This window comes from Nostoc sp., from assembly GCF_036917275.1.
In the GTDB taxonomy this organism is placed as follows: Bacteria; Cyanobacteriota; Cyanobacteriia; order Cyanobacteriales; family Nostocaceae; genus Nostoc.
Window position 1 is genome coordinate 1 of sequence record NZ_JBALDF010000060.1, and the last position, 20210, is coordinate 20210.

At 40.1% G+C, this 20210-nt stretch carries 20 protein-coding genes, 5 tRNA genes and 1 pseudogene; 16 read left to right on the plus strand and 10 right to left on the minus strand.

Going from position 1 to position 20210, the window contains the following annotated elements:
• A pseudogene (locus V7K35_RS23225) lies at positions 1-891 on the plus strand (ribosome assembly protein 4); the annotation flags it as partial.
• 127 nt (positions 892-1018) lie between these two features.
• Here the strand turns inward: V7K35_RS23225 and V7K35_RS23230 are convergent.
• Positions 1019-1091 (minus strand) — tRNA-Val (locus tag V7K35_RS23230).
• A gap of 113 nt (positions 1092-1204) precedes the next feature.
• Here V7K35_RS23230 and V7K35_RS23235 point away from each other — a divergent pair.
• The 3 genes from V7K35_RS23235 (at position 1205) to V7K35_RS23245 (ending at position 4341) form a co-directional block, all read left to right on the plus strand.
• The gene (locus V7K35_RS23235) at positions 1205-1789 is read left to right on the plus strand and encodes a metal-binding protein (protein ID WP_335082049.1); all 585 of its coding nucleotides are present in this window, start codon (positions 1205-1207) and stop codon (positions 1787-1789) included.
• Between the two features lie 51 nt (positions 1790-1840).
• A complete protein-coding gene (mazG, locus tag V7K35_RS23240; protein ID WP_335082051.1) occupies positions 1841-2659 on the plus strand; it encodes a nucleoside triphosphate pyrophosphohydrolase in 819 nt (272 codons plus the stop codon).
• A gap of 374 nt (positions 2660-3033) precedes the next feature.
• The gene (locus V7K35_RS23245) at positions 3034-4341 is read left to right on the plus strand and encodes a glutamate-5-semialdehyde dehydrogenase (protein ID WP_335082053.1); all 1308 of its coding nucleotides are present in this window, start codon (positions 3034-3036) and stop codon (positions 4339-4341) included.
• A 60-nt stretch (positions 4342-4401) separates the two neighbouring features.
• On the opposite strand, the gene V7K35_RS23250 is transcribed toward V7K35_RS23245, so the two are convergent.
• Positions 4402-5817 (minus strand): isochorismate synthase, encoded by a 1416-nt coding sequence (locus tag V7K35_RS23250; RefSeq protein WP_335082055.1) that lies wholly within the window; start codon positions 5815-5817, stop codon positions 4402-4404.
• A 313-nt stretch (positions 5818-6130) separates the two neighbouring features.
• Here V7K35_RS23250 and menA point away from each other — a divergent pair, with 313 nt between their 5' ends.
• Genes menA through V7K35_RS23265 form a run of 3 tightly spaced genes read left to right on the plus strand, consistent with a single transcriptional unit; the run spans position 6131 to position 9475 of the window.
• Positions 6131-7027 carry a 2-carboxy-1,4-naphthoquinone phytyltransferase gene (gene menA / locus V7K35_RS23255; protein ID WP_335082057.1) on the plus strand — a complete coding sequence of 299 codons (897 nt, stop codon included), beginning with the start codon at positions 6131-6133 and terminating at the stop codon, positions 7025-7027.
• Between the two features lie 13 nt (positions 7028-7040).
• Complete coding sequence (locus tag V7K35_RS23260; protein ID WP_335082059.1) at positions 7041-8051, plus strand: o-succinylbenzoate synthase; 1011 nt, start codon at positions 7041-7043, stop codon at positions 8049-8051.
• Positions 8036-9475: a 2-succinylbenzoate--CoA ligase gene (locus tag V7K35_RS23265; protein ID WP_335082061.1), complete on the plus strand. Its 1440-nt coding sequence runs from the start codon at positions 8036-8038 to the stop codon at positions 9473-9475. Before V7K35_RS23260 ends, V7K35_RS23265 begins: the two co-directional genes overlap by 16 nt.
• A gap of 40 nt (positions 9476-9515) precedes the next feature.
• On the opposite strand, the gene V7K35_RS23270 is transcribed toward V7K35_RS23265, so the two are convergent.
• Genes V7K35_RS23270 through V7K35_RS23285 form a run of 4 tightly spaced genes read right to left on the minus strand, consistent with a single transcriptional unit; the run spans position 9516 to position 10698 of the window.
• Positions 9516-9959, minus strand: coding sequence for an acyl-CoA thioesterase (locus V7K35_RS23270; RefSeq protein WP_335082063.1), 444 nt, complete (start codon positions 9957-9959; stop codon positions 9516-9518).
• A gap of 16 nt (positions 9960-9975) precedes the next feature.
• Complete coding sequence (locus V7K35_RS23275) at positions 9976-10311, minus strand: type II toxin-antitoxin system VapC family toxin (protein WP_335082065.1); 336 nt, start codon at positions 10309-10311, stop codon at positions 9976-9978.
• The gene (locus V7K35_RS23280) at positions 10286-10435 is read right to left on the minus strand and encodes a hypothetical protein (RefSeq protein ID WP_335082067.1); all 150 of its coding nucleotides are present in this window, start codon (positions 10433-10435) and stop codon (positions 10286-10288) included. Before V7K35_RS23280 ends, V7K35_RS23275 begins: the two co-directional genes overlap by 26 nt.
• Positions 10432-10698, minus strand: coding sequence for a FitA-like ribbon-helix-helix domain-containing protein (locus V7K35_RS23285; protein WP_335082069.1), 267 nt, complete (start codon positions 10696-10698; stop codon positions 10432-10434). Before V7K35_RS23285 ends, V7K35_RS23280 begins: the two co-directional genes overlap by 4 nt.
• 237 nt (positions 10699-10935) lie before the next feature.
• Between V7K35_RS23285 and V7K35_RS23290 the strand changes: the two genes are divergently transcribed.
• Genes V7K35_RS23290 through V7K35_RS23300 form a run of 3 tightly spaced genes read left to right on the plus strand, consistent with a single transcriptional unit; the run spans position 10936 to position 14587 of the window.
• A complete protein-coding gene (locus V7K35_RS23290) occupies positions 10936-11388 on the plus strand; it encodes a hypothetical protein (protein ID WP_322669646.1) in 453 nt (150 codons plus the stop codon).
• Positions 11389-11400: 12 nt separating this feature from the next.
• A complete protein-coding gene (locus V7K35_RS23295) occupies positions 11401-13437 on the plus strand; it encodes a hypothetical protein (protein ID WP_335082071.1) in 2037 nt (678 codons plus the stop codon).
• Positions 13427-14587, plus strand: coding sequence for a P-loop NTPase fold protein (locus V7K35_RS23300; protein WP_335082073.1), 1161 nt, complete (start codon positions 13427-13429; stop codon positions 14585-14587). The genes V7K35_RS23295 and V7K35_RS23300 overlap by 11 nt, the downstream gene beginning before the upstream one ends.
• Before the next feature lie 143 nt (positions 14588-14730).
• On the opposite strand, the gene V7K35_RS23305 is transcribed toward V7K35_RS23300, so the two are convergent.
• Together V7K35_RS23305 and V7K35_RS23310 are read right to left on the minus strand one after the other, a co-directional pair.
• Positions 14731-14815, minus strand: a tRNA-Ser gene (locus V7K35_RS23305).
• Positions 14816-14946: 131 nt separating this feature from the next.
• The gene (locus V7K35_RS23310) at positions 14947-15867 is read right to left on the minus strand and encodes a TIGR04168 family protein (RefSeq protein ID WP_335082075.1); all 921 of its coding nucleotides are present in this window, start codon (positions 15865-15867) and stop codon (positions 14947-14949) included.
• A 149-nt stretch (positions 15868-16016) separates the two neighbouring features.
• Between V7K35_RS23310 and nadA the strand changes: the two genes are divergently transcribed.
• From nadA to V7K35_RS23340, 6 genes are all read left to right on the plus strand, one after another.
• Complete coding sequence (gene nadA / locus V7K35_RS23315; RefSeq protein ID WP_335082077.1) at positions 16017-16991, plus strand: quinolinate synthase NadA; 975 nt, start codon at positions 16017-16019, stop codon at positions 16989-16991.
• Positions 16992-17113: 122 nt separating this feature from the next.
• A tRNA-Tyr gene (locus tag V7K35_RS23320) sits at positions 17114-17199 on the plus strand.
• A gap of 79 nt (positions 17200-17278) precedes the next feature.
• Positions 17279-17350 (plus strand) — tRNA-Thr (locus tag V7K35_RS23325).
• Positions 17351-17378: 28 nt separating this feature from the next.
• Positions 17379-17546, plus strand: coding sequence for a hypothetical protein (locus V7K35_RS23330; protein WP_335082079.1), 168 nt, complete (start codon positions 17379-17381; stop codon positions 17544-17546).
• 307 nt (positions 17547-17853) lie between these two features.
• Positions 17854-18582 (plus strand): HAD family hydrolase, encoded by a 729-nt coding sequence (locus V7K35_RS23335; RefSeq protein WP_335082081.1) that lies wholly within the window; start codon positions 17854-17856, stop codon positions 18580-18582.
• A gap of 65 nt (positions 18583-18647) precedes the next feature.
• Positions 18648-18720 (plus strand) — tRNA-Ala (locus V7K35_RS23340).
• A gap of 575 nt (positions 18721-19295) precedes the next feature.
• On the opposite strand, the gene V7K35_RS23345 is transcribed toward V7K35_RS23340, so the two are convergent.
• Both V7K35_RS23345 and V7K35_RS23350 read right to left on the minus strand, forming a co-directional pair.
• On the minus strand, positions 19296-19529 hold the full coding sequence (locus V7K35_RS23345) for a transposase family protein (protein WP_335082083.1): 234 nt from the start codon (positions 19527-19529) through the stop codon (positions 19296-19298).
• Positions 19492-20022: a helix-turn-helix domain-containing protein gene (locus V7K35_RS23350; RefSeq protein WP_335082085.1), complete on the minus strand. Its 531-nt coding sequence runs from the start codon at positions 20020-20022 to the stop codon at positions 19492-19494. Before V7K35_RS23350 ends, V7K35_RS23345 begins: the two co-directional genes overlap by 38 nt.
• Positions 20023-20210 lie beyond the last annotated feature (188 nt).

The following is a 20210-nucleotide window of genomic DNA, read 5'->3' on the forward strand; positions in this document are numbered from 1 at the left end:
AGCAGTTCGGTCTATAGCGTGGTGTTCAGCCCGGATGGGCAAAGGCTGGCTTCTGCTAGTTCTGACAAGACCATCAAACTCTGGGATGCAGCCACAGGCAAACCTCTGCAAACCCTGAGTGGACATAGCAGTGCGGTCTTTAGCGTGGTGTTCAGCCCGGATGGGCAAAGGCTGGCTTCTGCAAGTGCTGACAAGACTATAATTGTATGGAATTTGGATTTAAATAAGTTAATAAAAGATGGTTGTGACTTGCTCAACAATTATTTGGTTGTCCATCCTGAGGTGCTGGAAGAAGTAACGGAATGCCAAACTCCGCCTCGCCTGTTGCAAGCAGCTACAGTATTAGTTATCCAAGGTGAGAAGCTAGCGCGAAATGAAGACGTTGATCATGCTATGGTCAAATTCCGCAAAGCACAGCAGTGGAATGCTAATTTAAAATTTGAACCCAACGTAAAAGCACAAGAGTTTGTCAACAAAGGCAAGGCTGAACGCTCAGTCGATGAAGGAAACAGCCGCTTACAAGATAAAAAGTTTAAGGAAGCACTAGCAGCTTATACCGCAGCTCTCAAGTTTGATCCAAAAGTCGAAATTCCTGCTGATTCTTGGAATGAACTATGTCGCCAAGGTAGTCTGCAAAAACAAGCGGCTGATGTTTTACCAGCCTGTGAACAAGCCGTTGCCCTTGCACCTGATGGCAACACCCGTGATAGTCGTGGCTTGGCTAGAGCGCTGACAGGCGACACCCAAGGGGCGATTACTGACTTTGAGGCATACATCGCCCAGCCTGAAGATAAAGATAGTAAAGCACAACGGCAGCGCTGGGTGAAAGATTTACGCGCGGGGAAGAATCCGTTTACAGAAGCAGAACTTAATAAGTTACGGAATCAGTGAGACATTGTGCAAAAAAATTAAGTCACGATTCAGATTCGCCAGCGTCCTCTGCCGTAGTTAGGAAATACCACAAATTCAAAAAGGCTAGAAACCGCATCTAAGCTGTCTCTAGCCTTATTTTATTTAATGGGCAGTACCAGACTCGAACTGATGACATCCTGCTTGTAAGGCAGGCGCTCTACCAACTGAGCTAACCGCCCTTTTGTGCAATCCTTAATTAATATAGCAAAACATTTCGCGTGGCGCTAGTAGTTTTAAGAAAATCTTTTTTTCTCTTATACTGACTCAGTATTCAGTTAACTCAGGATTTAAAATGCCCTCTGGTCGGACGCACGATCGCATTACTATGTATGCTCTGCCGTTCGTGGCGGGCGTTACTTTCTGGCAAACTCGCAGTAGTAATGCGACTTTGTTAGTTGCAGGCGGGTTTATTTTTGGTGGGCTGATGTTTGGCCCCGATTTGGATATTTACTCTGTGCAATTTCAACGCTGGGGTTTCTTGCGCTGGATTTGGCTACCTTATCAAAAAAGTCTCCGGCATCGTTCTTTTTTATCCCACGGGCCGATTATTGGCACGATTTTGCGAATACTTTATCTGGGGTGTTTGCTTGCTATTGTGGCAATTTTCGTTTTAGCGATCGCCCAAAGGTTATGGAATCTAAGTTTTACTTGGCAGGATTTGGGGGGAACTGTGAGGCGATCGCTCGTACAATACGATACTGAATATATCGCCCTGTTTTTGGGGCTGGAACTGGGTGCAATGAGTCATTCTCTGTGCGATTGGGGGGGTTCGGCTTATAAGCGTTTTAAAAAGCAGGGGGTTCGGGGGTTGCTTCCTAGTGGCAAAATTAAGAGGCGGAAAGTGAGGGGTGGTAGTCGGGCGAGAGTGAAGAAATGATTTTTTTTAACGCGAAGGGACGCTAAGGGAAGCGCAGAGGTACGCAGAGGTATGGAAGAGAAAAATGAGAGTTTGGCGGGGTTGCAGGAGTTGATTGAGGTGGTGGCGAAATTGCGATCGCCTGATGGGGGTTGTCCTTGGGATTTGGCGCAAACTGCCGAAACGCTGACGCCTTATGTGATTGAGGAAGCTTATGAGGTGGTGGACGCGATTAAGGGTGGGGATAAGGGGGCGATCGTTGAGGAGTTAGGCGATTTATTATTACAAGTGGTACTGCAAGCCCAAATCGCTAGCGAATCTGGGCAATTTTCCCTCAAAGAAATAACTCAAGGAATTTCCCAAAAGTTGATTCGCCGTCATCCCCATGTGTTTGGTGATGTGTCGGTAGCAAGTGTGGATGAGGTGCGGCAAAATTGGGAACAAATTAAAGCGGAGGAAAAAGGTGAAGCATCTCCAGAGGCGCAAAAACTTAGTGCAAAACTTGCTCGTTATGGGCGTACTCTTCCCCCACTGACGGCGGCGATGAAAATTTCCCAAAAGGCTGCGGCGATCGGGTTTGAATGGGAAAATATTCAGGGTGTCTGGGATAAGTTTCATGAGGAGTTAGGTGAGTTTCAACAGGCTTTGGCTGAGGAAACACTAGAACGACAACAAGCAGAATTAGGCGATTTACTGTTTGCAACTATTCAACTAGCCCGTTGGCATAATCTTGACCCTAGCGCCGCTTTGCAAGGCACTAATCAACGATTTGTCCAGCGATTAGAAAAAATGGAGGCAGTTGTTGACCGTCCCCTTTCTGATTACAGTTTGAATGAGTTAGAAAATTTGTGGCAACAGGCAAAAGCGCAACTTGCCAAAGAAGGCTCATAAGTTAAAGCTCCTCGGTCAGGGGAAAGGGGAGTATAAATTATTTCCTTAATAAAAAGACTAGAGAAACATAACTCACTTTCTCTCTCTAGTCTCGGTACGCATAAATCATATTTAATACTTTCAACTAATGCCTGTATTAATACTTAAAATATTTGTATAGTTAGTGAAGTTATTACTTCTGATTTTTCTGTGTTCGATAATTATATAATAAATGTTTTAAGCCAAGTCTTGCTTCACCCGATCAGAGTAATTATTGATTACCCACATGGTTCACCCGATTGGAGGAAGACGATAAGGGCGGAGGGAGGAAAATAATTAATAACCAATGATTAACTCAGTGTTGATAAGATGAAGAAAAGGTAAAGATTTGTGGTATGACTATTCTTAACATTGCTTCTCCCCTAATTACGATCGCAGGGCAAACCCGCCAAGCTGCAAGTAAGCTAGCGATTCTCTCCACTGAAGCCAAAAATCAAGCGCTTGTTGCGATCGCTCAAGCTTTAGAATCAGCTAGAGATGAAATTTTACAAGCAAATATTGCTGATTGTGAAGCTGCTACTTCTGAAGGAATTGCCAAACCACTTTATAAACGCTTGCAGTTAGATGAACATAAGTTAAGAGATGCGATCGCTGGGGTACGAGATGTTGGTAAGCTAGCTGATCCAGTGGGGAAAGTGCAGATTCACCGCGAATTAGACACTGGTTTGACTCTCAAGCGGATTACTTGTCCTTTAGGTGTTTTGGGAATTATTTTTGAAGCCCGTCCAGAAGCAGCGATTCAAATTGTTTCTTTGGCTATTAAATCGGGTAATGGTGTAATTCTCAAATGTGGAAAGGAAGCGGTGCGTTCTTGTGAAGCAATAGTTAAGGCAATTAAGCAAGGATTATCTCATACTGCTGTTAATCCTGATGCGGTGCAACTACTAAAAACTAGAGAAGAAACTCTAGAACTTTTGAAGTTAGATAAATATGTAGATTTAATTATTCCTAGAGGTTCTAATTCATTTGTCCGGTTTGTGCAGGAAAATACGCGGATTCCGGTACTAGGTCACGCCGATGGGATTTGTCATCTTTATATAGATAAAGCCGCTAATATTTCTAAAGCAGTTCCGATTACTGTCGATGCCAAAGCGCAATATGCTGCTGTTTGTAATGCGATTGAAACTTTGCTAGTTCACTCCTCTATTGCTACAGAGTTTTTACCAAAAGTTGCTGAGGCTTTGCAAGAACGACAAGTCGAATTAAGAGGTGATAAACGCACCTTAAAGATTTTGCCTGACATCAAAACTGCAACAGAAATAGACTGGGAAACAGAATACAACGATTTTATTTTGTCGATTAAGATTGTAGACTCTTTAGAAGATGCGATCGCACATATTAATGAATATGGTTCTCGTCATACCGATGCCATTATCTCTGAAGATTCAACATCTGTTGAATCTTTCTTTGGACTGGTAAATTCAGCCAATATATTCCATAATTGTTCCACCAGATTTGCTGATGGCTTCCGCTATGGTTTCGGTGCAGAAGTAGGGGTTAGTACACAACAAATGCCTCCCCGTGGCCCTGTTGGCTTAGAAGGATTAGTGACGTATAAATATCAAATGACTGGTGATGGTCATATTGTAGCTACTTACACCGGGGCGAATGCTAAAGCTTTCACTCATCAGGATTTAGTTTAAAACTAAAATACAAGTTCTCATACAAAGAAATCTTTGGATATTTTTTATTTGGAAGTCTCTTTAAACTAACGCTTTTAGTAATGCCTGAAGCTTAAGTTGCACCTCTGCAAACTCCTTATCAGGATTAGATCCTGCAACAATACCAGCACCAGCATACAATCTCGCGCGATCGCCATAGACCAATGCTGAACGAATTCCCACAATAAACTCGCAGTTCCCCTGAGAATCTATCCAACCTAGAGGCGCAGCATACAAACCTCTTTCAAAGTTTTCGTAACGACGAATTTCGGCACAGGCTACATCTTGTGCTGCACCGGCAACGGCTGGTGTAGGATGCAATTGGGCGACAATCTTTAATGGATGGATGTTAGCAGGAACCATAGCACTGATTGGTGTCCATAAATGCTGGATATTCGATAATTGTCTCAGGCGGGGTGCTAATATTTGGGGTAATAAACCTAGTTGGCATAGGCGTTGTGTAATGAAATCAAGTACCAACGAGTGTTCATGCTTTTCTTTTGCACTATTGAGTAAGCGATTGGCATTAGCTGCATCTTCAGCAGGCGTTTTACCTCGTGGTGCAGAACCAGCCAATGCATCGGTGATTAACTGTTGATTATTAATACTAATTAATCGTTCTGGACTTGCACCAATAAAGTTTTGTCCTTTGCCATTACTTGTAGAAAAAATATAACAGTTAGGATGTATTTGCCTAAGATTATTTAAGGATTTAACTAAGTCAAAGTGATTGCTTGACTTAACGTCTAATATATCTGCTAGCACAATCTTACTTAAATGACTAGACCGAATTTTTTCCAAAGCAGATACTACTGAACGTTTAAACTGAGCAGCATTCGTGACAGATTTATTAGAGAATTTTGCCGGAAAAGAATCAATATTAGCAGAGTAATATTCTAAAGATTGGAGAAATTCAATTTTATTTTGCACAGTCTCCAACAACCTTTGAATATTTACATTTTCATTGATAATTATATTTGTTACTAATATACAACGCTGATTTTTAACAGCTATTTGCCAACGGGGCAGAAAAATGGTAGCAGATGGAAATGGATAATCTACTTGAGAATTTTTATCAAAAAAGCTGAAATAACAAAAAAAGTGAGGGCCAGAAAAAGGTTGATTAACGTTACCAAAATTAATTATATTTTTTAGACAAGATTTGATAAAACTTTCTGCTTTAGTAAAACGGTCTGCTCCATCAATTTGTAATTTTGTCACAGCATCAATTGCTACGATCGCTTCTCCTTTACTTCTGTCCTCAAAGTAAAAATTTATTTCATTTGCTTGTGTAAGTTTATCCAATACAAGTAAAGGATCAACTAAATCAATCTCCTGGGAGATACTGACAATTTGCCTACAATTATTGTTGACGCACTTTTCTTGCACTGCTACCAGAAATTGATATAAATCTTTGTGTTCTACAAATAAGTTGTTACGACATGGTAAAACTGTCATGGATCTTCTAACGATAGTAAATTTTGTTTAAGTTAACTTCCTAAAGTGTAATTAATCGTGGTCGTATTTTTACAGGTAACATATTAAGTTGCCATTTTACCAGCGTAGGGTTTGCCTTGTTTGTGGTGTTCTCAGAACATGATAAGCCAGTTTTAGCCTGAGATTGCAACGAGAGCGTAAGTGTTAACAACACAAGGTTAACAAGCCACAGTAAAAGTGACAGTTGTTTGTATATCACCCATATCTGGAGTCTCTTTAAATCATAAAATCTAAAGTCTGAGTAATATTCCGGCAATTTAATTAATCACAACTGATGACTACCAAGCAGATTTTATATCCCGACACTAAGTTATGGATGGCAGCGATTAAACCGCCAATGTACAGCGTTGCCATTATGCCCATTTGGGTAGGAACAGCAGTAGCATTTGCCGAAAATAAAATGTTCAATGGTGCAGTATTTTCTACTTTTGTAACTGCGGCAATTTTAATTCTTGCCTGGGAAAATATCAGTAATGATGTCTTTGATTCTGAAACAGGTATTGATCAAAATAAACACCATTCTTTGGTGAACCTAACAGGCAATAAGCTATTAATATTTTGGTTAGGAAATTTGTGTTTAGGTTTGGGGTTGCTGGGTATACTAGCGATCGCCTTTTGGCAACAAGATTTAACTGTCATCGCCATAATTCTGCTGTGCTGCGGTTTAGGCTATATGTACCAAGGGCCTCCCTTTCGTTTAGGATATCAGGGTTTAGGCGAAATTCTTTGCTTTTTTGCCTTTGGCCCTTTAGCAGTGGAAGCAGCATATTACAGCCAAACTCAAACTTGGTCAATAACGAGTTTAGCAGCCTCAGTGATTGTGGGGATTGCCACTACCTTAATTTTGTTTTGCTCACACTTTCACCAAGTTAAGGATGACATAGCCGCAGGTAAGCGATCGCCTATCGTCCGTCTGGGAACAGCAAAAGGGGCCCAACTCCTAGTTTGGTTCACTGGTAGCATTTATCCCCTCACCTTGCTGTTTGTGCTATTGGGAATTTCTCCAGCTTGGACATTGCTGAGTTGGCTGAGTTTGCCCTTTGCTGTCAAATTATGCCGCCACGTCCAAGAAAATCACAACCAACCGGACAAAGTTAGTAACTGTAAATTCATCGCCGTAGCTGTGCATTTCTGGGCTTGCTTGCTGTTGGGCTTGGGATTTATGCTTTAGCAATTACTAATTAATGCGTTATCAATTTAAATTTCGTCCCTATCGGCGAAGATTTGTGCGAACACTGACTACCAATCACGGTAATTGGGATATTCGTGAAGGTATTATCCTTTGTCTCACTGATGAAACTCTTAGAGTCGGTTGGGGAGAAATTGCCCCCATTAGCTGGTTCGGTTCCGAAACCTTAGAACAAGCCTTAGATTTTTGTCGCCAACTCCCACAAGTAATCACAGACGACACGATTTTCTCAATTCCAGATGAGTTACCAGCTTGTCAATTTGGCTTTGAGTCAGCCTGCGAGTGGGGGAGTGGAAAGTGGGGAGTAGGAAGTAAGGGGGATGAAGAAAATAATTTCATAACTCCTAACTTCTCACTCCTCCCCTACAGTGGCTTATTACCAACTGGGGAAGCAGCTTTAAATCAATGGGAAACCCTATGGCAGCAGGGATATCGCACGTTTAAATGGAAAATTGGTGTGGATGCGATCGCTGATGAACTAGAAATTTTTGAGTCCCTGATCCACACCTTACCAGCCTCTACAAAACTGCGATTAGACGCTAACGGTGGACTTACCTATGAAGAAGCTCATTTATGGCTGTGGACTTGCGACAATCTCAAGGCAAATCCAGAACTACCCATAGAAATTGAATTTATCGAACAACCGCTATCCGTTGAACAATTTCAGCAGATGTTGGAATTGAGTATGAGTTATGAAACTGCGATCGCTTTAGATGAATCTGTCGCCACACTTAGACAACTTGCTGCTTGTTATCAACAAGGTTGGCGAGGGATTTTTGTCATAAAACCTGGGATAGTTGGATCGCCATCTCGTCTGAGAAAGTTTTGCCACCAGCATCAATTTGATACTGTATTCTCATCAGTATTTGAGACTGCGATCGCTAGACTTGCAGCACTCAACCTAGCAGCCGAATTATCCCAAAACAACAGAGCAATTGGTTTTGGCATCGACCATTTTTTTGAACAAGAAGATACGTGGTTTCAAACTTTATGGAACGACCTTTAGACTATCTTAATAAGCTAGCTCAAAATGATTGGCTAATCGGTTATGATAGCCATAAATTTAATCAAATAGCTCAAGAATTATATTTAGAACTAACACAACTATCAGAATGTGAAACACCACCAAAAATCATCTTAGCCGAACGCGAACCATTACGATTTTTAGCAAGTTTTACTGCCGCTTGTGCAGCTAATTGTCCAGTTTTTCTTTGTAACCCCGACTGGGGAACACAAGAATGGCAACAAGTCTTTGATTTAGTACAGCCAGATATTATTTTGGGAATTGGGAATAGGGAATGGGAAATCGGGAATAGGAATAATTACCAATGCCCAATGAAGCCAGTTGCTTCAAGTCGGCAAAGCCGCCCAACGCACTGGCTCCCCAATGCCCCATTCCCAAAAATTATGATTCCTACAGGTGGTTCATCGGGGCAGATAAAATTTGCCATCCATACTTGGGAAACTCTTATAGCATCTGTACAAGGATTTACAGAATACTTTCAAATAAAGCAAGTCAATTCATTTTGTATGTTGCCGTTATATCACGTTAGCGGTTTAATGCAATTTATGCGCTCTTTCACCACCGCAGGCAAACTAGCTATTCAACCATTTAAAGCTGTAGAATCCGGTAAAATATTAAATATTAAACCATCAGATTTTTTTATATCTTTAGTACCAACGCAGTTACAAAGACTCCTGCAAAATCCAGAATTAACTGAATGGCTATCCCAATTTAATACTGTACTTTTAGGAGGTGCGCCAGCATGGAATGAATTATTAGAAAAAGCCAGATTTCACCGCATCCGGTTAGCACCTACTTATGGTATGACAGAAACCGCCTCTCAAATTGCTACCCTCAAACCAGATGATTTTCTCGACGGGAAAATTAGCAGTGGTCAAATTCTTCCCCATGCAAAAGTAACTATTTGCAATCAGCAAGGCGAAATTTTAAATTCCAATCAAATCGGAAATATCACGATTCATACTCAATCTTTAGCCCTTGGTTACTATCCTAAAACTAGAGAAAATCAAACTGGTTTCCAAGTAGATGATTTAGGTTTTTTAGACGACCAAGGTAATTTAAATATTGTCGGTCGTAATAGCGACAAAATTATTACAGGTGGGGAAAATATTTACCCAGCAGAGATTGAATCAGCTATACAAGCAACTCAGATGGTTGCTGATATTTGTGTTATCGGTATCCCAGATAAACACTGGGGGCAAGCCTTAACAGCAATTTACATTCCCAAACAATCAGATACCTCTGCCTTAAAAATCCAAACTCTACTCAAAGACAAACTCAGCAAATTTAAAATCCCTAAATATTGGATTCCCCAGCAAAACTTACCCCGTAACTCACAAGGTAAAATTAACCGCCAACAACTACAGCAAATAGCTACAGAATTCCTTCAAAATTCCATCACATAATCTCTCTCGACATTCTTCTCTCTGCGCCGCGCCAGTTGCTTCAACGGGGGGAACCCCCGCAACGCACTGGCTTCTCAGCGTCTCTGCGGTTCCTTTCCAACCACTGAACTATCTCATCAGGTAATTCCCGCTTACTTCTACTACTCACATCAATACAAACATGACGAGTAATAGTCTTAGCAACTACCACCTCACCCACAGTAATTTCATAAGTAATTTCAAACTTATCAACACCTATTTTTTGGGGAATTAAACTAATCAGTAACTTGTCCCCAACAAACATAGGGCGCAAAAAATCGACACTAGCATGAACAATGGGAAACCCCACAGACGGATTAGTAAAAAAATATTTGAGATTAATACTTGATGCTTCTAAAGATTCTTCATAAGCTTCATGGCAAATAACCAAAACGTTAGCAAAATAAACTACCCCAGCAGCATCAGTATCTTGAAAGCGAACCGTGCGGTTATAAGTAGAAGACATTTTTGACAATTGAATATTAAATTGACTCCAACGGCGGAACCTCGAAGTCATTAAACGAGGAAACATTGTAAGACGAAGCGGCTATTGCCTTTACTAGCTTACCGTCGAGAGTCAGCAAAGTAGCACCTACCTGCTGTGAAAGTGCAACATAAGAGCTATCGTAGGCGGAGATTCCATAATTTAATGCGATCGCAACTGCATCCGCCATCAAGTCAGCTGTTGAAACAACACGCAAAGGGAAAGCTTTCAGACTAGCTAAATTCCCTTGAATCAGAGAAACATCGTAACTACCTGCACGAGCATACTTCCACAAAACGTTTGCACACTCAATGTAAAATAAATTCAGGTACAAAGATTTCTCTCTGGGGATAGGCAAGGTGAGCAAACAGTTGATTAACCTTGGCTGTTAGCGGATCGGGAATAAATTGCTTAACGGACACACTGGCATCCACGACGCACCTAAGAGGAATTGTCATCTGTCCCGATCTTCTCTAATCATGGCAGTGCTATCAGGCCATTCGATATCAGTTGGTAGCTTTTCACGCCGAAGACGGATTTCCTCTAAAAGTTTTGGGATATTCTTTCGTCTTTCTTCTTCTGTTTGCTGTGCTTCAGTTTTTAAAGCCTGTTCTAACAGAGTTATAACTTGGGCGTTAATAGAACGGTGTTCAGATGCCGCCAACTCTTGCAGTTTTGCATACAAATCATCGGGTAAATTTCTTACATAAAGGGTAGCCATCGCTTTACCTCAAAGCAGGATTTAGCAAAATGATAGCATAATGCAAGCAGAAGGGGGAGCGATCGTATCTCGCTTTTGATAAAGTTTAACTAAGTTCAAATTATGATTATAATACCCAAAAAAATCAGTTCATTTGTGACTTGACCCTCAAAACCTATGATTCATAAATAAAAAGTAATTTGACAGTTAAATTTAATCTAGATATTCATAAATAATTACTTTGGAGAATTAATTCTTGTGAGCAGCAATAGTTCAAGTCCATTAAAGGTTGTTCTTTGGCAACCTTGTCGCTGGGGTAAAAAATACTTAGATACCAACACAAATGCTTTAGTTGAACCGACATTCTATCAAGAAGAAATTTATTCTTGGGAACCGTTTGGAGATCCCTTTGGCTCAGTGACTAGCAGTGAGCAAACTCAGCGTCTAAGAGAAGAATTGATTGAAAAGTTTACACTAGTAATAAAACCTGAAAAGCGTGGAATAGAACAGTTTAAGCAAGTCATCCAAGTAATAGACGAGATATTGTCTAATGACGAATCATCTTGGAGTGATTTAGAAGAGCTTGGACGCTTATCTAATAGTGATAGTGTCAACCTTCGTCAACATCAACTTTTGGCCTTACGCCAGCATATTCAGTGGGTGTGTGATACGTTTGTTAATGTTCCAGATGTCAATGTGTCCCTTCATTAAAATAATAACCTTATGAAATTAAAATTGTTTAGTAAAGAAGATGCACTAAAATGTATCGCCCAAATAGGTAAGAATGGAGAGACATTTGAAATATTTCTTGGTGAAGATATTTGTTTTGGACGTGACAAATGGGTAAATATTGGAACTATTACATTACAACCAGGAGGGCAATATATTGAAAATGAAACTAGATATGATGAGTATTGTGCGGCTAAATTTGGTGGGTTTGAATGGCAAATAATATCCTTAGAAAAGCTCAATGACAATATTACTGAAGCTCTTGATAATTCACAGAGTAAAGATAGAGTTCAGAAAGCTTTCAGAGAAGGATTGCAGGATGTACTCCGAAGGACATTATTACTTTTACCTATTTTTGATGTTGAAACTATTGGCAAAATACCTTTGCAAAAACCGATAACTATTGTTACAGATACATCAGCTATTCACCAAGGAGGACTTGATTTTATATGTCGGTTTCTTAGTCCTTGGGCAAGAATTAAAGTACCAGCTATTGTTCACATGGAAATAATTAATCAGGTAGATAGGTACTTTGCAACTCGTAGAGAGAGTCAAAAAAAGAACAAACCTGTTGCTGCGGCACTTCGAGAACATATTCTCAGCCAGGGTGGTCAACGAACTTTACTTCGTCTAGAATTTTCAGATGCAGAAATAGAACGTGGTGACTTAGGTGCAGATCCCCTGCGGGGTATTGTGACACCGAGTAGCGATCCTGAAGATGGTAATCTTAAACTACAAGAGATTGTTAGGAGTTTTGCTGATCGTCTGATTTTAGAAACTGCACGGCGCTTTCAAACTCAAGTTCGCCCGGATCATGCCCTAGCTCTTCTAACTAGCGATCAGGGTCTAGCCAGAATGACGATGGCTGAAGGAATGGATGTGTTCTTTTTTGAATCTCGTTCTTTTCCTAAATTTGATGGTAGAAAACTCACTGGCTCTCTTTTTCATCCTTTTAGTCAAAAAATATATACAGTACCACTAACAGATGTCCTTTGGGAATTAGCTGTATCTTTTGGTTGCCTGCGCTTGCAAAATTACAACACTAACGAGTCATTAGAGCTATGGGGCATACCTGGGGAATATACTTGGCAACCACTTCACGTTAAAGATGATCTTCTTTGGGGAATTTTTAACTCTGGAACATCCTCTACAACAACAGATAATACCTCTATTGCACTATCAACTGACATAGAAAGCCAAGATCAGACTGATGCAATTTCTAGCCAAAATATAGAAGCAATAGCTAAGGCATATGCATTTAGTCCAGATCAGATGTTTTTACTAATGAAATTGTTAGTAGACAAAGGAGAACTAACTAATCAAGAGGCTCAAGAAAAATTGGGTTTAACACATCAATCTCGCTATAGTTTGTATAAAAATTTTCTGCATAGTGGAAAATTTGTTGAGCTTAATGATAATAAAATTATATGTACAGAATTACTAAAGTTTCTATGGGAAAGTATCTTGAACGAAAATCATATAAAAGTTTTATCTTCTTTGAAGAAAATACCATCATTTGACGCAATATGTAACTATGTAAATCAAAATAGAAGTGTTGAATATAGCACATTACCAATTTCAAATAAAGCGAAACCAACCTACATCAAGCTTGGCGAGGCAGCCTGTGCTTGGTTGAATATACAAAACCAAAAAATTGTTGCCACTGATAACATACCTGATATACCAGATTTTGCTAATTTAGCAGTAAAGGGTTATAAATTAATTCGTTCGCAGGAAGACACAGAATGGATACTTACTGGTCGCTGGTTAGAAGAATTAGCTATTAAATATGCTGTTCATCCCATATTGGCTAGAAAACTGGTGAAAGAAGCACAAGAACAAAACTTAGTTAATGTCTATGCTGAAGGATCTACTCCAGATACTCGTTTTGAACAGCACGATTTGTGGATAATTAAGACAAGTGACGGACTTCCCCAGTTAGAAAAAGTTTATCTGTATCATGGAGATTTTCTTATACCTGGTACATCTGCTGTACGTATCAAGCTAGAAGGAGTTAAAAATGCCTCTTGAAAATCTATTTACAAATGAGGCGACTGCTAACGCACCAGAAGAACAACCCAAATTACTCTATAAAAAGTTTGGTGTGTTGAGTAACCCTTTTCCCAGTGCTGGGCAAACCAGTGGTCATCCGCATATGTCAACAGAAGCAGATAAGCAAGTTGATGCTGCGGTCAAGACATTTTATTCAGATCGCAAGTCTCATGTAATTTCAATAACTGCTAGTCAGGGAATTGGAAAGACTAACCTTCTGAATGCTTATGAAAATGCTTTGCGTGAAAAACTTTCTCAACATGGTTTTTTCGTTATTAGATATGTTCCAGATCCAGAACCATTTTTTGATCCACTCATTAGGTCTATATTTGAAAATTTGGGAGAAGACTACTTGCGTCGCTCAATTGATGCACTTGCAAAGAGGAAGCAAGAGATAGATGATATTGATAAATTATTAGAATTTGTGCGAATGAGCGAAATTAAAATAATGCTTCAGGCTCTTTTGAGTGTTATTAATTCCGAAGAAAAACTAAATGAGCGCCTATCTTTAGCATATCAATGGCTTTTAGGATTACCTGTAAGAAAAACTCATCAAACTGAACTGGGAGTAAATTTTCGTCTAGATACTGTAGAAGCGAAAACAAGAGCATTGCGAGACATTGTATATTTTGGTTCAGAAATGAAGACTTTAGAGGGTATTTTTATTCTTCTTGATGAATTGGAAAAACAGAATGGTAGCTTATCAAAAACTATTGTTTTAAGATATTTATCTGCTCTGCGGGCTTTAATTGATGCACTACCTAAATATCTTTTCTTAATGGTTGCTTTAACTACAGATGCCCTTGAACGTTACCGTGAGATGCTTCCAGCTATTAGAGGTCGTCTTGCTAATGAAGTTCAACTTTCACCTATAAGAAATGAAGAGGAAGCCGTAAAATTATTCAAATTCTACTTGGAACAGGCCAAAATGGAAGCCAGAAATTTTGCACAAAACAAACAATTACAAGAAGGAAATGATGTACTTTTACATGAAGATTCTGCTCGACTCTTATTTCACCAATTATTGAGAGGTAGTAACATTAAAGGCGTGCGGCAACGTGATTACCTTAATGCTCTGTATGAAAAAGCAGATGAGTCCATCAATGAATCTATGCCTGCATTCCTTTAGTTAAGTTTTTTGAAGCTCTTGCTAACTTTAAGAATTCAATAGGCGCTTATCAAGAATAAATCACAGTTAAGCCGTTGCTCAGATTAAATCTAATCAATGGCTTACGTCGTAAATAACATTTGTAAAATCTAATTTTTCTTCAACGGAGAGGGGGAGATTCGAACTCCCGGAGGTTTTAGCCTCATCCGATTTCAAGTCGGACGCAATCGACCACTCTGCCACCTCTCCAGTAAATCTGTCAAACTTGTGTTTATCCTAGTTTAAGACGCTATTTAGGCGCTTTTGTTGGTTAGCACTAAACTTGACAGATAATACTATACCCTATTATCTACGCAGATTGCACTAGTAGATGCGAATGTCTACGACACACTAGGCGATCGCTCATACAAAATTTCCTCCTGTGCCACCTGAAATTCATTCCCAACCCAAATTAGGGAAACTTGCGAAACCACACCCGCCTCTAGGGTGACAATGGAAAAATTACGCAACTTCTCGTTGTCATTTTCTACAATCCTCGGCACAGTAGCTGCATTCAAGTAAATTGTCCCCTCTGGACTTCTAAAGATGGGCTTGCGCTGCACCTTCTTGGTATGGCGTAAATCTCGGTGCATGTGACCAAATGTCACCAGAGGAATAGTTTTACCAGCAGTCAAGGCTTGGGAAATCGCCTCGCCAAAATCTGGATCGCCAAAATCGCCGCCAATTGGATGCCAGTCTTTGCCGCAGGGGTCTTCGGGGCGATCGCCTAACCCGCTAGGGCCATTGTGACCCAAAAATATAATTGTCTCGTAAGCGGCGCTTTTAACTGCTTTGAAAATGCGATCGGCGGATTCTTCCAAACTCGTCACACCGTAACGTTCTTTACAGATTTCCGCGAATTTCCACTCTGGGCCACCCCAAGTAAAGGGACGACCCCCCACTACAGTTAAATTCCAAGCGGGAAAATCTAGCTTACCGTAACCGACATGGGACAAGCCTAATAAATCGAGTTGTTCCTGTACCCAGTCTTCCTTAGAGCGGTCATAAGGAGCCTTCTTACGTCCCCATTCGGTGGCGGTGTACCAAGCATCGTGGTTGCCCATCACGGCTGCTTTGGGAATATCGAGAGATGCGATCGCTCTGACCACTTCCACCGACTCGTTGCCAAAATCCCCCACAAACAGCACTAAGTCAACACCCAGATGCTTGAGTGCAATACCATCTTCCACTTCCCATTGGTCGTGAATATCTCCAACTACAGCAATTTTCAGGGTTATCAATTGAGTTTTCTGACTGGTCATGCCACTTTCCTTGCCGTCTATCTCCAGGATATGAAACTCAGCCCGATTTGGACACAACCCGAAAATATCAACCGTCCACTATTTTTGGTAAAAACTACTATAATTGATTCCACAGGACATAAATTTGCAATTTAGAGCACCCCCTAACTGTGTTTACTACTGCACTAGCTGAACGAGAAAAAACCCAACCGGGTGAACTACCACTAGATTTGTTTGCCGCCATTGAGAGTCTCAAAAAAGAACTCAATGCAGTTATTTTGGCACATTATTATCAAGAGCCAGATATTCAGGATATTGCAGACTTTATTGGGGATTCATTACAACTAGCGAAAGCGGCAGAAAAAACTAATGCGGATGTAATTGTCTTTGCTGGCGTTCACTTCATGGCAGAAACAGCAAAGATACTTAATCCCGATAAATTAGTACTTTTACCAGATTTGGATGCTGGTTGTTCTTTAGCCGATAGTTGTCCACCAGAGGAGTTTGCAGCTTTTAAAGCAGCGCATCCAGATCATCTAGTGGTGTCTTACATCAACTGCTCTGCTGATATTAAAGCGATGAGCGATATTATTTGTACTAGTTCCAATGCTGTGAAAATTGTGGAGCAAATACCGAAGGAACAGCCGATTATTTTTGCCCCAGATCGGAATTTGGGGCGGTATGTCATGGAACAGACCAGACGAGATTTAGTGCTATGGCAAGGTAGCTGTGTTGTCCATGAAACCTTCTCGGAAAAGAAAATTGTCCAGTTAAAAATTGCCCACCCAGAAGCAGAGGCGATCGCACACCCAGAATGTGAAAGTAGTGTATTGCGCCATGCCAGCTTTATTGGCTCCACAGCAGCTTTACTCAAGTATTGTCAAAACAGCCCCACCAAGGAATTTATCGTTGCTACAGAGCCTGGAATCATTCACCAAATGCAAAAACTAGCTCCTGACAAGCATTTTATTCCTGCACCGCCGATGAATAACTGCGCTTGTAACGAATGTCCGTTTATGCGCTTAAACACTCTAGAAAAGCTCTACTGGGCAATGAAAAATCGTACTCCCGAAATTACCATGTCAGAAGATATCCGCCTTGCTGCACTGCGACCAATGCAACGAATGCTGGAGATGAGTGTGTAATTAGTATTTTTTATCCAGATGGTAGAGACGCGGTTTTGTTACGTCTCTACCCACAAGTAATTTTTCTAAGCACTTGCAATTTATAAAAGATGGTGCTAATATTTTAAATCGTGAGACAAATTGGGTCGGTGTCCGAGTGGTTAATGGAGACGGACTGTAAATCCGTTGGCTAGCGCCTACGCTGGTTCAAATCCAGCCCGGCCCACCACTTACGAAGTTATAAGTTATAATGACTGGGTGAGCATCAAAACTCCCAGCATTCTAACTTACAACAAAAATTATATTTCGCCCGTGTGGCTCAGTGGTAGAGCACACCCTTGGTAAGGGTGAGGTCACGAGTTCAATCCTCGTCACGGGCTTATTTTGCTAGTAAAAATCAAAGTTTTTATGCGATATGTAGTTTTAAAGCTACTGGTAATTTTTGCAACTTACAAAACTTTGCTGGTTGATTATTTTAAAATACATAAATTAAGCAGTGGTAGTGTGGGCAATGCCTACGGTAGGCTGCGCCAACGCACCAAAATTGATTTAGTTTATGGGGCTTGCTGCAAATGAGTTTGTCCTCGGTTTACAATACTCATGATCAATGAAATGAGTCGTAATTAGAAGACTCTGCCTAACTTAGAGTGACTTAATGATATTTTATGAGGAGCCATATATTCGTGAGTATGCTGCTGCGAGCATGAACCCGATATATGGGTGCAGACAGATTTGAAGCTGTGCAATCGCAGGAAGTATGGTAGATAAATTAGGTAACTAGCGGCGTTAAACTGATCACAACTAAAAATATCCGTTAGTCCACTCCGACATCAATAGATAATGATTTGAAGGGAATAGGATCTTTAGCGTTTGGCATAATGGCATGAGTTTAAAGGCAGTTCTCTTTGATTTTAATGGTGTGATCATTAACGATGAGCCAATCCACCTGCAACTGATAGATGAGATTCTCATGGAAGAAAATCTCCAACCCCAACGCGTCGATGAGCGTCAAGCTTCTTTAGGACGCAGCGATCGCGCTTGTTTTGGGCAATTACTCGCTAATCGTGGTAGAGTAAATGATGAAAACTATTTAACTCAGTTAATGTACCGCAAAGCTCAAGCCTATGTGGTGGAATTAGAGAAAATAGAGAAACTGCCTTTATATCCAGGTGTAGAAGACTTAATATTTCAGGTGCGATCGCAGAATCTAAAACTAGGATTAGTCAGTGGCGCTTTTCGCAAAGAAATAGAATTGGTACTCCAGCGAGCTAAACTAACCCAACATTTTAAAATTATCGTCGCCGGTGATGACATCACCACCAGTAAACCAGAACCTGATGGTTATCTACTGGCAGTGAAACGCCTCAATAAAGAATATCCTGAATTGAATCTTCAACCACAAGAATGTTTGGCAATTGAAGATACCCCAGCAGGGATTGCAGCAGCGAGGCGATCGCAAATGCAAGTTGTTGGTGTAGCGAATACTTACCCATTCCACATGCTCCAGCGCTGCTGTAACTGGACTGTTGATTATCTCAGTGAGTTGGAACTCGAACGGGTGCAAAAAGTTTATTCTCAAAAAGAGCCTCAGCCATCGGCAACTGAATGTTAGAATACTATATGGTGATAGTGTATTGAGTTAAGGAATGATATTACTCTTGACTTTACACTAATTAAGGGGAATTAGCTCAGTTGGTAGAGTGCTGCGATCGCACCGCAGAGGCCATCGGTTCAAATCCGTTATTCTCCATATGTCCATTAAATAATTATTGTCAGTTTTAAAGAATTAATGTCCATTTTTTCCAAGTACAGAGGCAGAAGTTACGTATTTTCGCGGCTTTCAGCAATTAACTCAGTTTTAAAGAATTATTGTCCAGAGTTGAAACCAGTTTTAAAGAATTATTGTCCAAAATCCGCCTGTAAAACTCGGCTAAATATGTGTTTTCTAATTTAGTTGATTACAGTAGACTTATCCGAAAATGGTAAATGTATACGGTAAAGGGATTTCAGCGATTAGAAGGGAATGGGCGATCGTTAGATTAGTTATACGAAAAAATAGGGGTTTGAGCATAAATTACGGCTAAATTATCAGTTTAGGGACAAAAATATTGGTGGAAATAAAATTTATTTTTTACCAAAAAATTTAAATATTAATAGCTAGTGAAGGTAAACAATTAAGCCGTAGCCTGACTAACCCACAAACGGTCATAATTACCTGGCTATACTTGTGCCTTGCTAAACGAAATTTATCACTAGCGACTCGAAATATTTTTACTTTCCCTATCAAATGTTCAACGCCTATTCTTCTAATGATAACTGCTGGTTTTATTTTTTTTGTGATTCCGAAATTTCTTTATTCCTCGGTTTCTTGTAAGGTATGGTAATTGTTGACTCTCCTATGTAAGCTTTATCTCCAATAAATTTTTGTTTACAATCAAATTTTTTTTGTGTTTCTCGGAATAAATTAATATCACTTGTTTTTCCTAAGTTTTCAATATAAATGTCAACAATATCTTCTCCATTAGGCAACACAATAAACTGGTTTTTCAGGGTATGCATCTTTTTTTTGCCAGAGTAGTGCTGCTTTTGCTCTTGATAGTCTACAGGTTATTAAGATAGCTTGTTCTGCACTATCTACAATCAATTCATGCTCACAAAGAATTTTACGTAGCTCTTGATATTTCTGACTATCTTTTTCTACCTCTTCCATTTGAGAAGCTGGTAATATCTCTCTCAAAATCTTCACCCAATAATTAAAAGCATCATTCGCTTTAGTTTTTGATATATCAAATAACAAACCTAAAATATCAAAAGTCGGTTTTTGTCGAAGGTAAACTAGACATAAACAGACCCCTTCTTTGGGAGACATTTCTGATTTACCTCCACCACCAGGAGCAATAAGACGAATTTTATTTTTTTCAATTTCTGTTTGTTTCTGATTATGTCGTTGTTCTGCCAACACAACTAATGTCATAAACTGTTCATAATTAATACCGAGCAATCGTTTTGCTGACTGGGGATGTGATTCGATTCTTGCTAAAGGACTCGTCATAGTTGATGCACTAGAATTTTTATTTTTGTATCATTTTCCCATAAACTTTGTTTTAAGGACATGTCTATTGCATTGAAGCCTGAAACAAATTACCCCCCTTAATCCCCCCTTAGAAAGGGGGGAAACAAGATTTCCGGTTCCCTCCCCTTCACAAGGGGAGGGTTAGGGTGGGGTAATGAAGCCTCAAA

Bases quoted from the DNA above. Each gene is read 5' to 3' on its own strand.
- V7K35_RS23235 (WP_335082049.1), top strand. From the start codon at position 1,205: ATGCCCTCTGGTCGGACGCACGATCGCATTACTATGTATGCTCTGCCG.
- mazG (WP_335082051.1), top strand. From the start codon at position 1,841: ATGGAAGAGAAAAATGAGAGTTTGGCGGGGTTGCAGGAGTTGATTGAG.
- V7K35_RS23245 (WP_335082053.1), top strand. From the start codon at position 3,034: ATGACTATTCTTAACATTGCTTCTCCCCTAATTACGATCGCAGGGCAA.
- V7K35_RS23250 (WP_335082055.1), bottom strand. From the start codon at position 5,817: ATGACAGTTTTACCATGTCGTAACAACTTATTTGTAGAACACAAAGAT.
- menA (WP_335082057.1), top strand. From the start codon at position 6,131: ATGACTACCAAGCAGATTTTATATCCCGACACTAAGTTATGGATGGCA.
- V7K35_RS23260 (WP_335082059.1), top strand. From the start codon at position 7,041: ATGCGTTATCAATTTAAATTTCGTCCCTATCGGCGAAGATTTGTGCGA.
- V7K35_RS23265 (WP_335082061.1), top strand. From the start codon at position 8,036: ATGGAACGACCTTTAGACTATCTTAATAAGCTAGCTCAAAATGATTGG.
- V7K35_RS23270 (WP_335082063.1), bottom strand. From the start codon at position 9,959: ATGTCTTCTACTTATAACCGCACGGTTCGCTTTCAAGATACTGATGCT.
- V7K35_RS23280 (WP_335082067.1), bottom strand. From the start codon at position 10,435: ATGACAATTCCTCTTAGGTGCGTCGTGGATGCCAGTGTGTCCGTTAAG.
- V7K35_RS23285 (WP_335082069.1), bottom strand. From the start codon at position 10,698: ATGGCTACCCTTTATGTAAGAAATTTACCCGATGATTTGTATGCAAAA.
- V7K35_RS23295 (WP_335082071.1), top strand. From the start codon at position 11,401: ATGAAATTAAAATTGTTTAGTAAAGAAGATGCACTAAAATGTATCGCC.
- V7K35_RS23300 (WP_335082073.1), top strand. From the start codon at position 13,427: ATGCCTCTTGAAAATCTATTTACAAATGAGGCGACTGCTAACGCACCA.
- V7K35_RS23310 (WP_335082075.1), bottom strand. From the start codon at position 15,867: ATGACCAGTCAGAAAACTCAATTGATAACCCTGAAAATTGCTGTAGTT.
- V7K35_RS23330 (WP_335082079.1), top strand. From the start codon at position 17,379: ATGCGATATGTAGTTTTAAAGCTACTGGTAATTTTTGCAACTTACAAA.
- V7K35_RS23335 (WP_335082081.1), top strand. From the start codon at position 17,854: ATGAGTTTAAAGGCAGTTCTCTTTGATTTTAATGGTGTGATCATTAAC.
- V7K35_RS23345 (WP_335082083.1), bottom strand. From the start codon at position 19,529: ATGCATACCCTGAAAAACCAGTTTATTGTGTTGCCTAATGGAGAAGAT.
- V7K35_RS23350 (WP_335082085.1), bottom strand. From the start codon at position 20,022: ATGACGAGTCCTTTAGCAAGAATCGAATCACATCCCCAGTCAGCAAAA.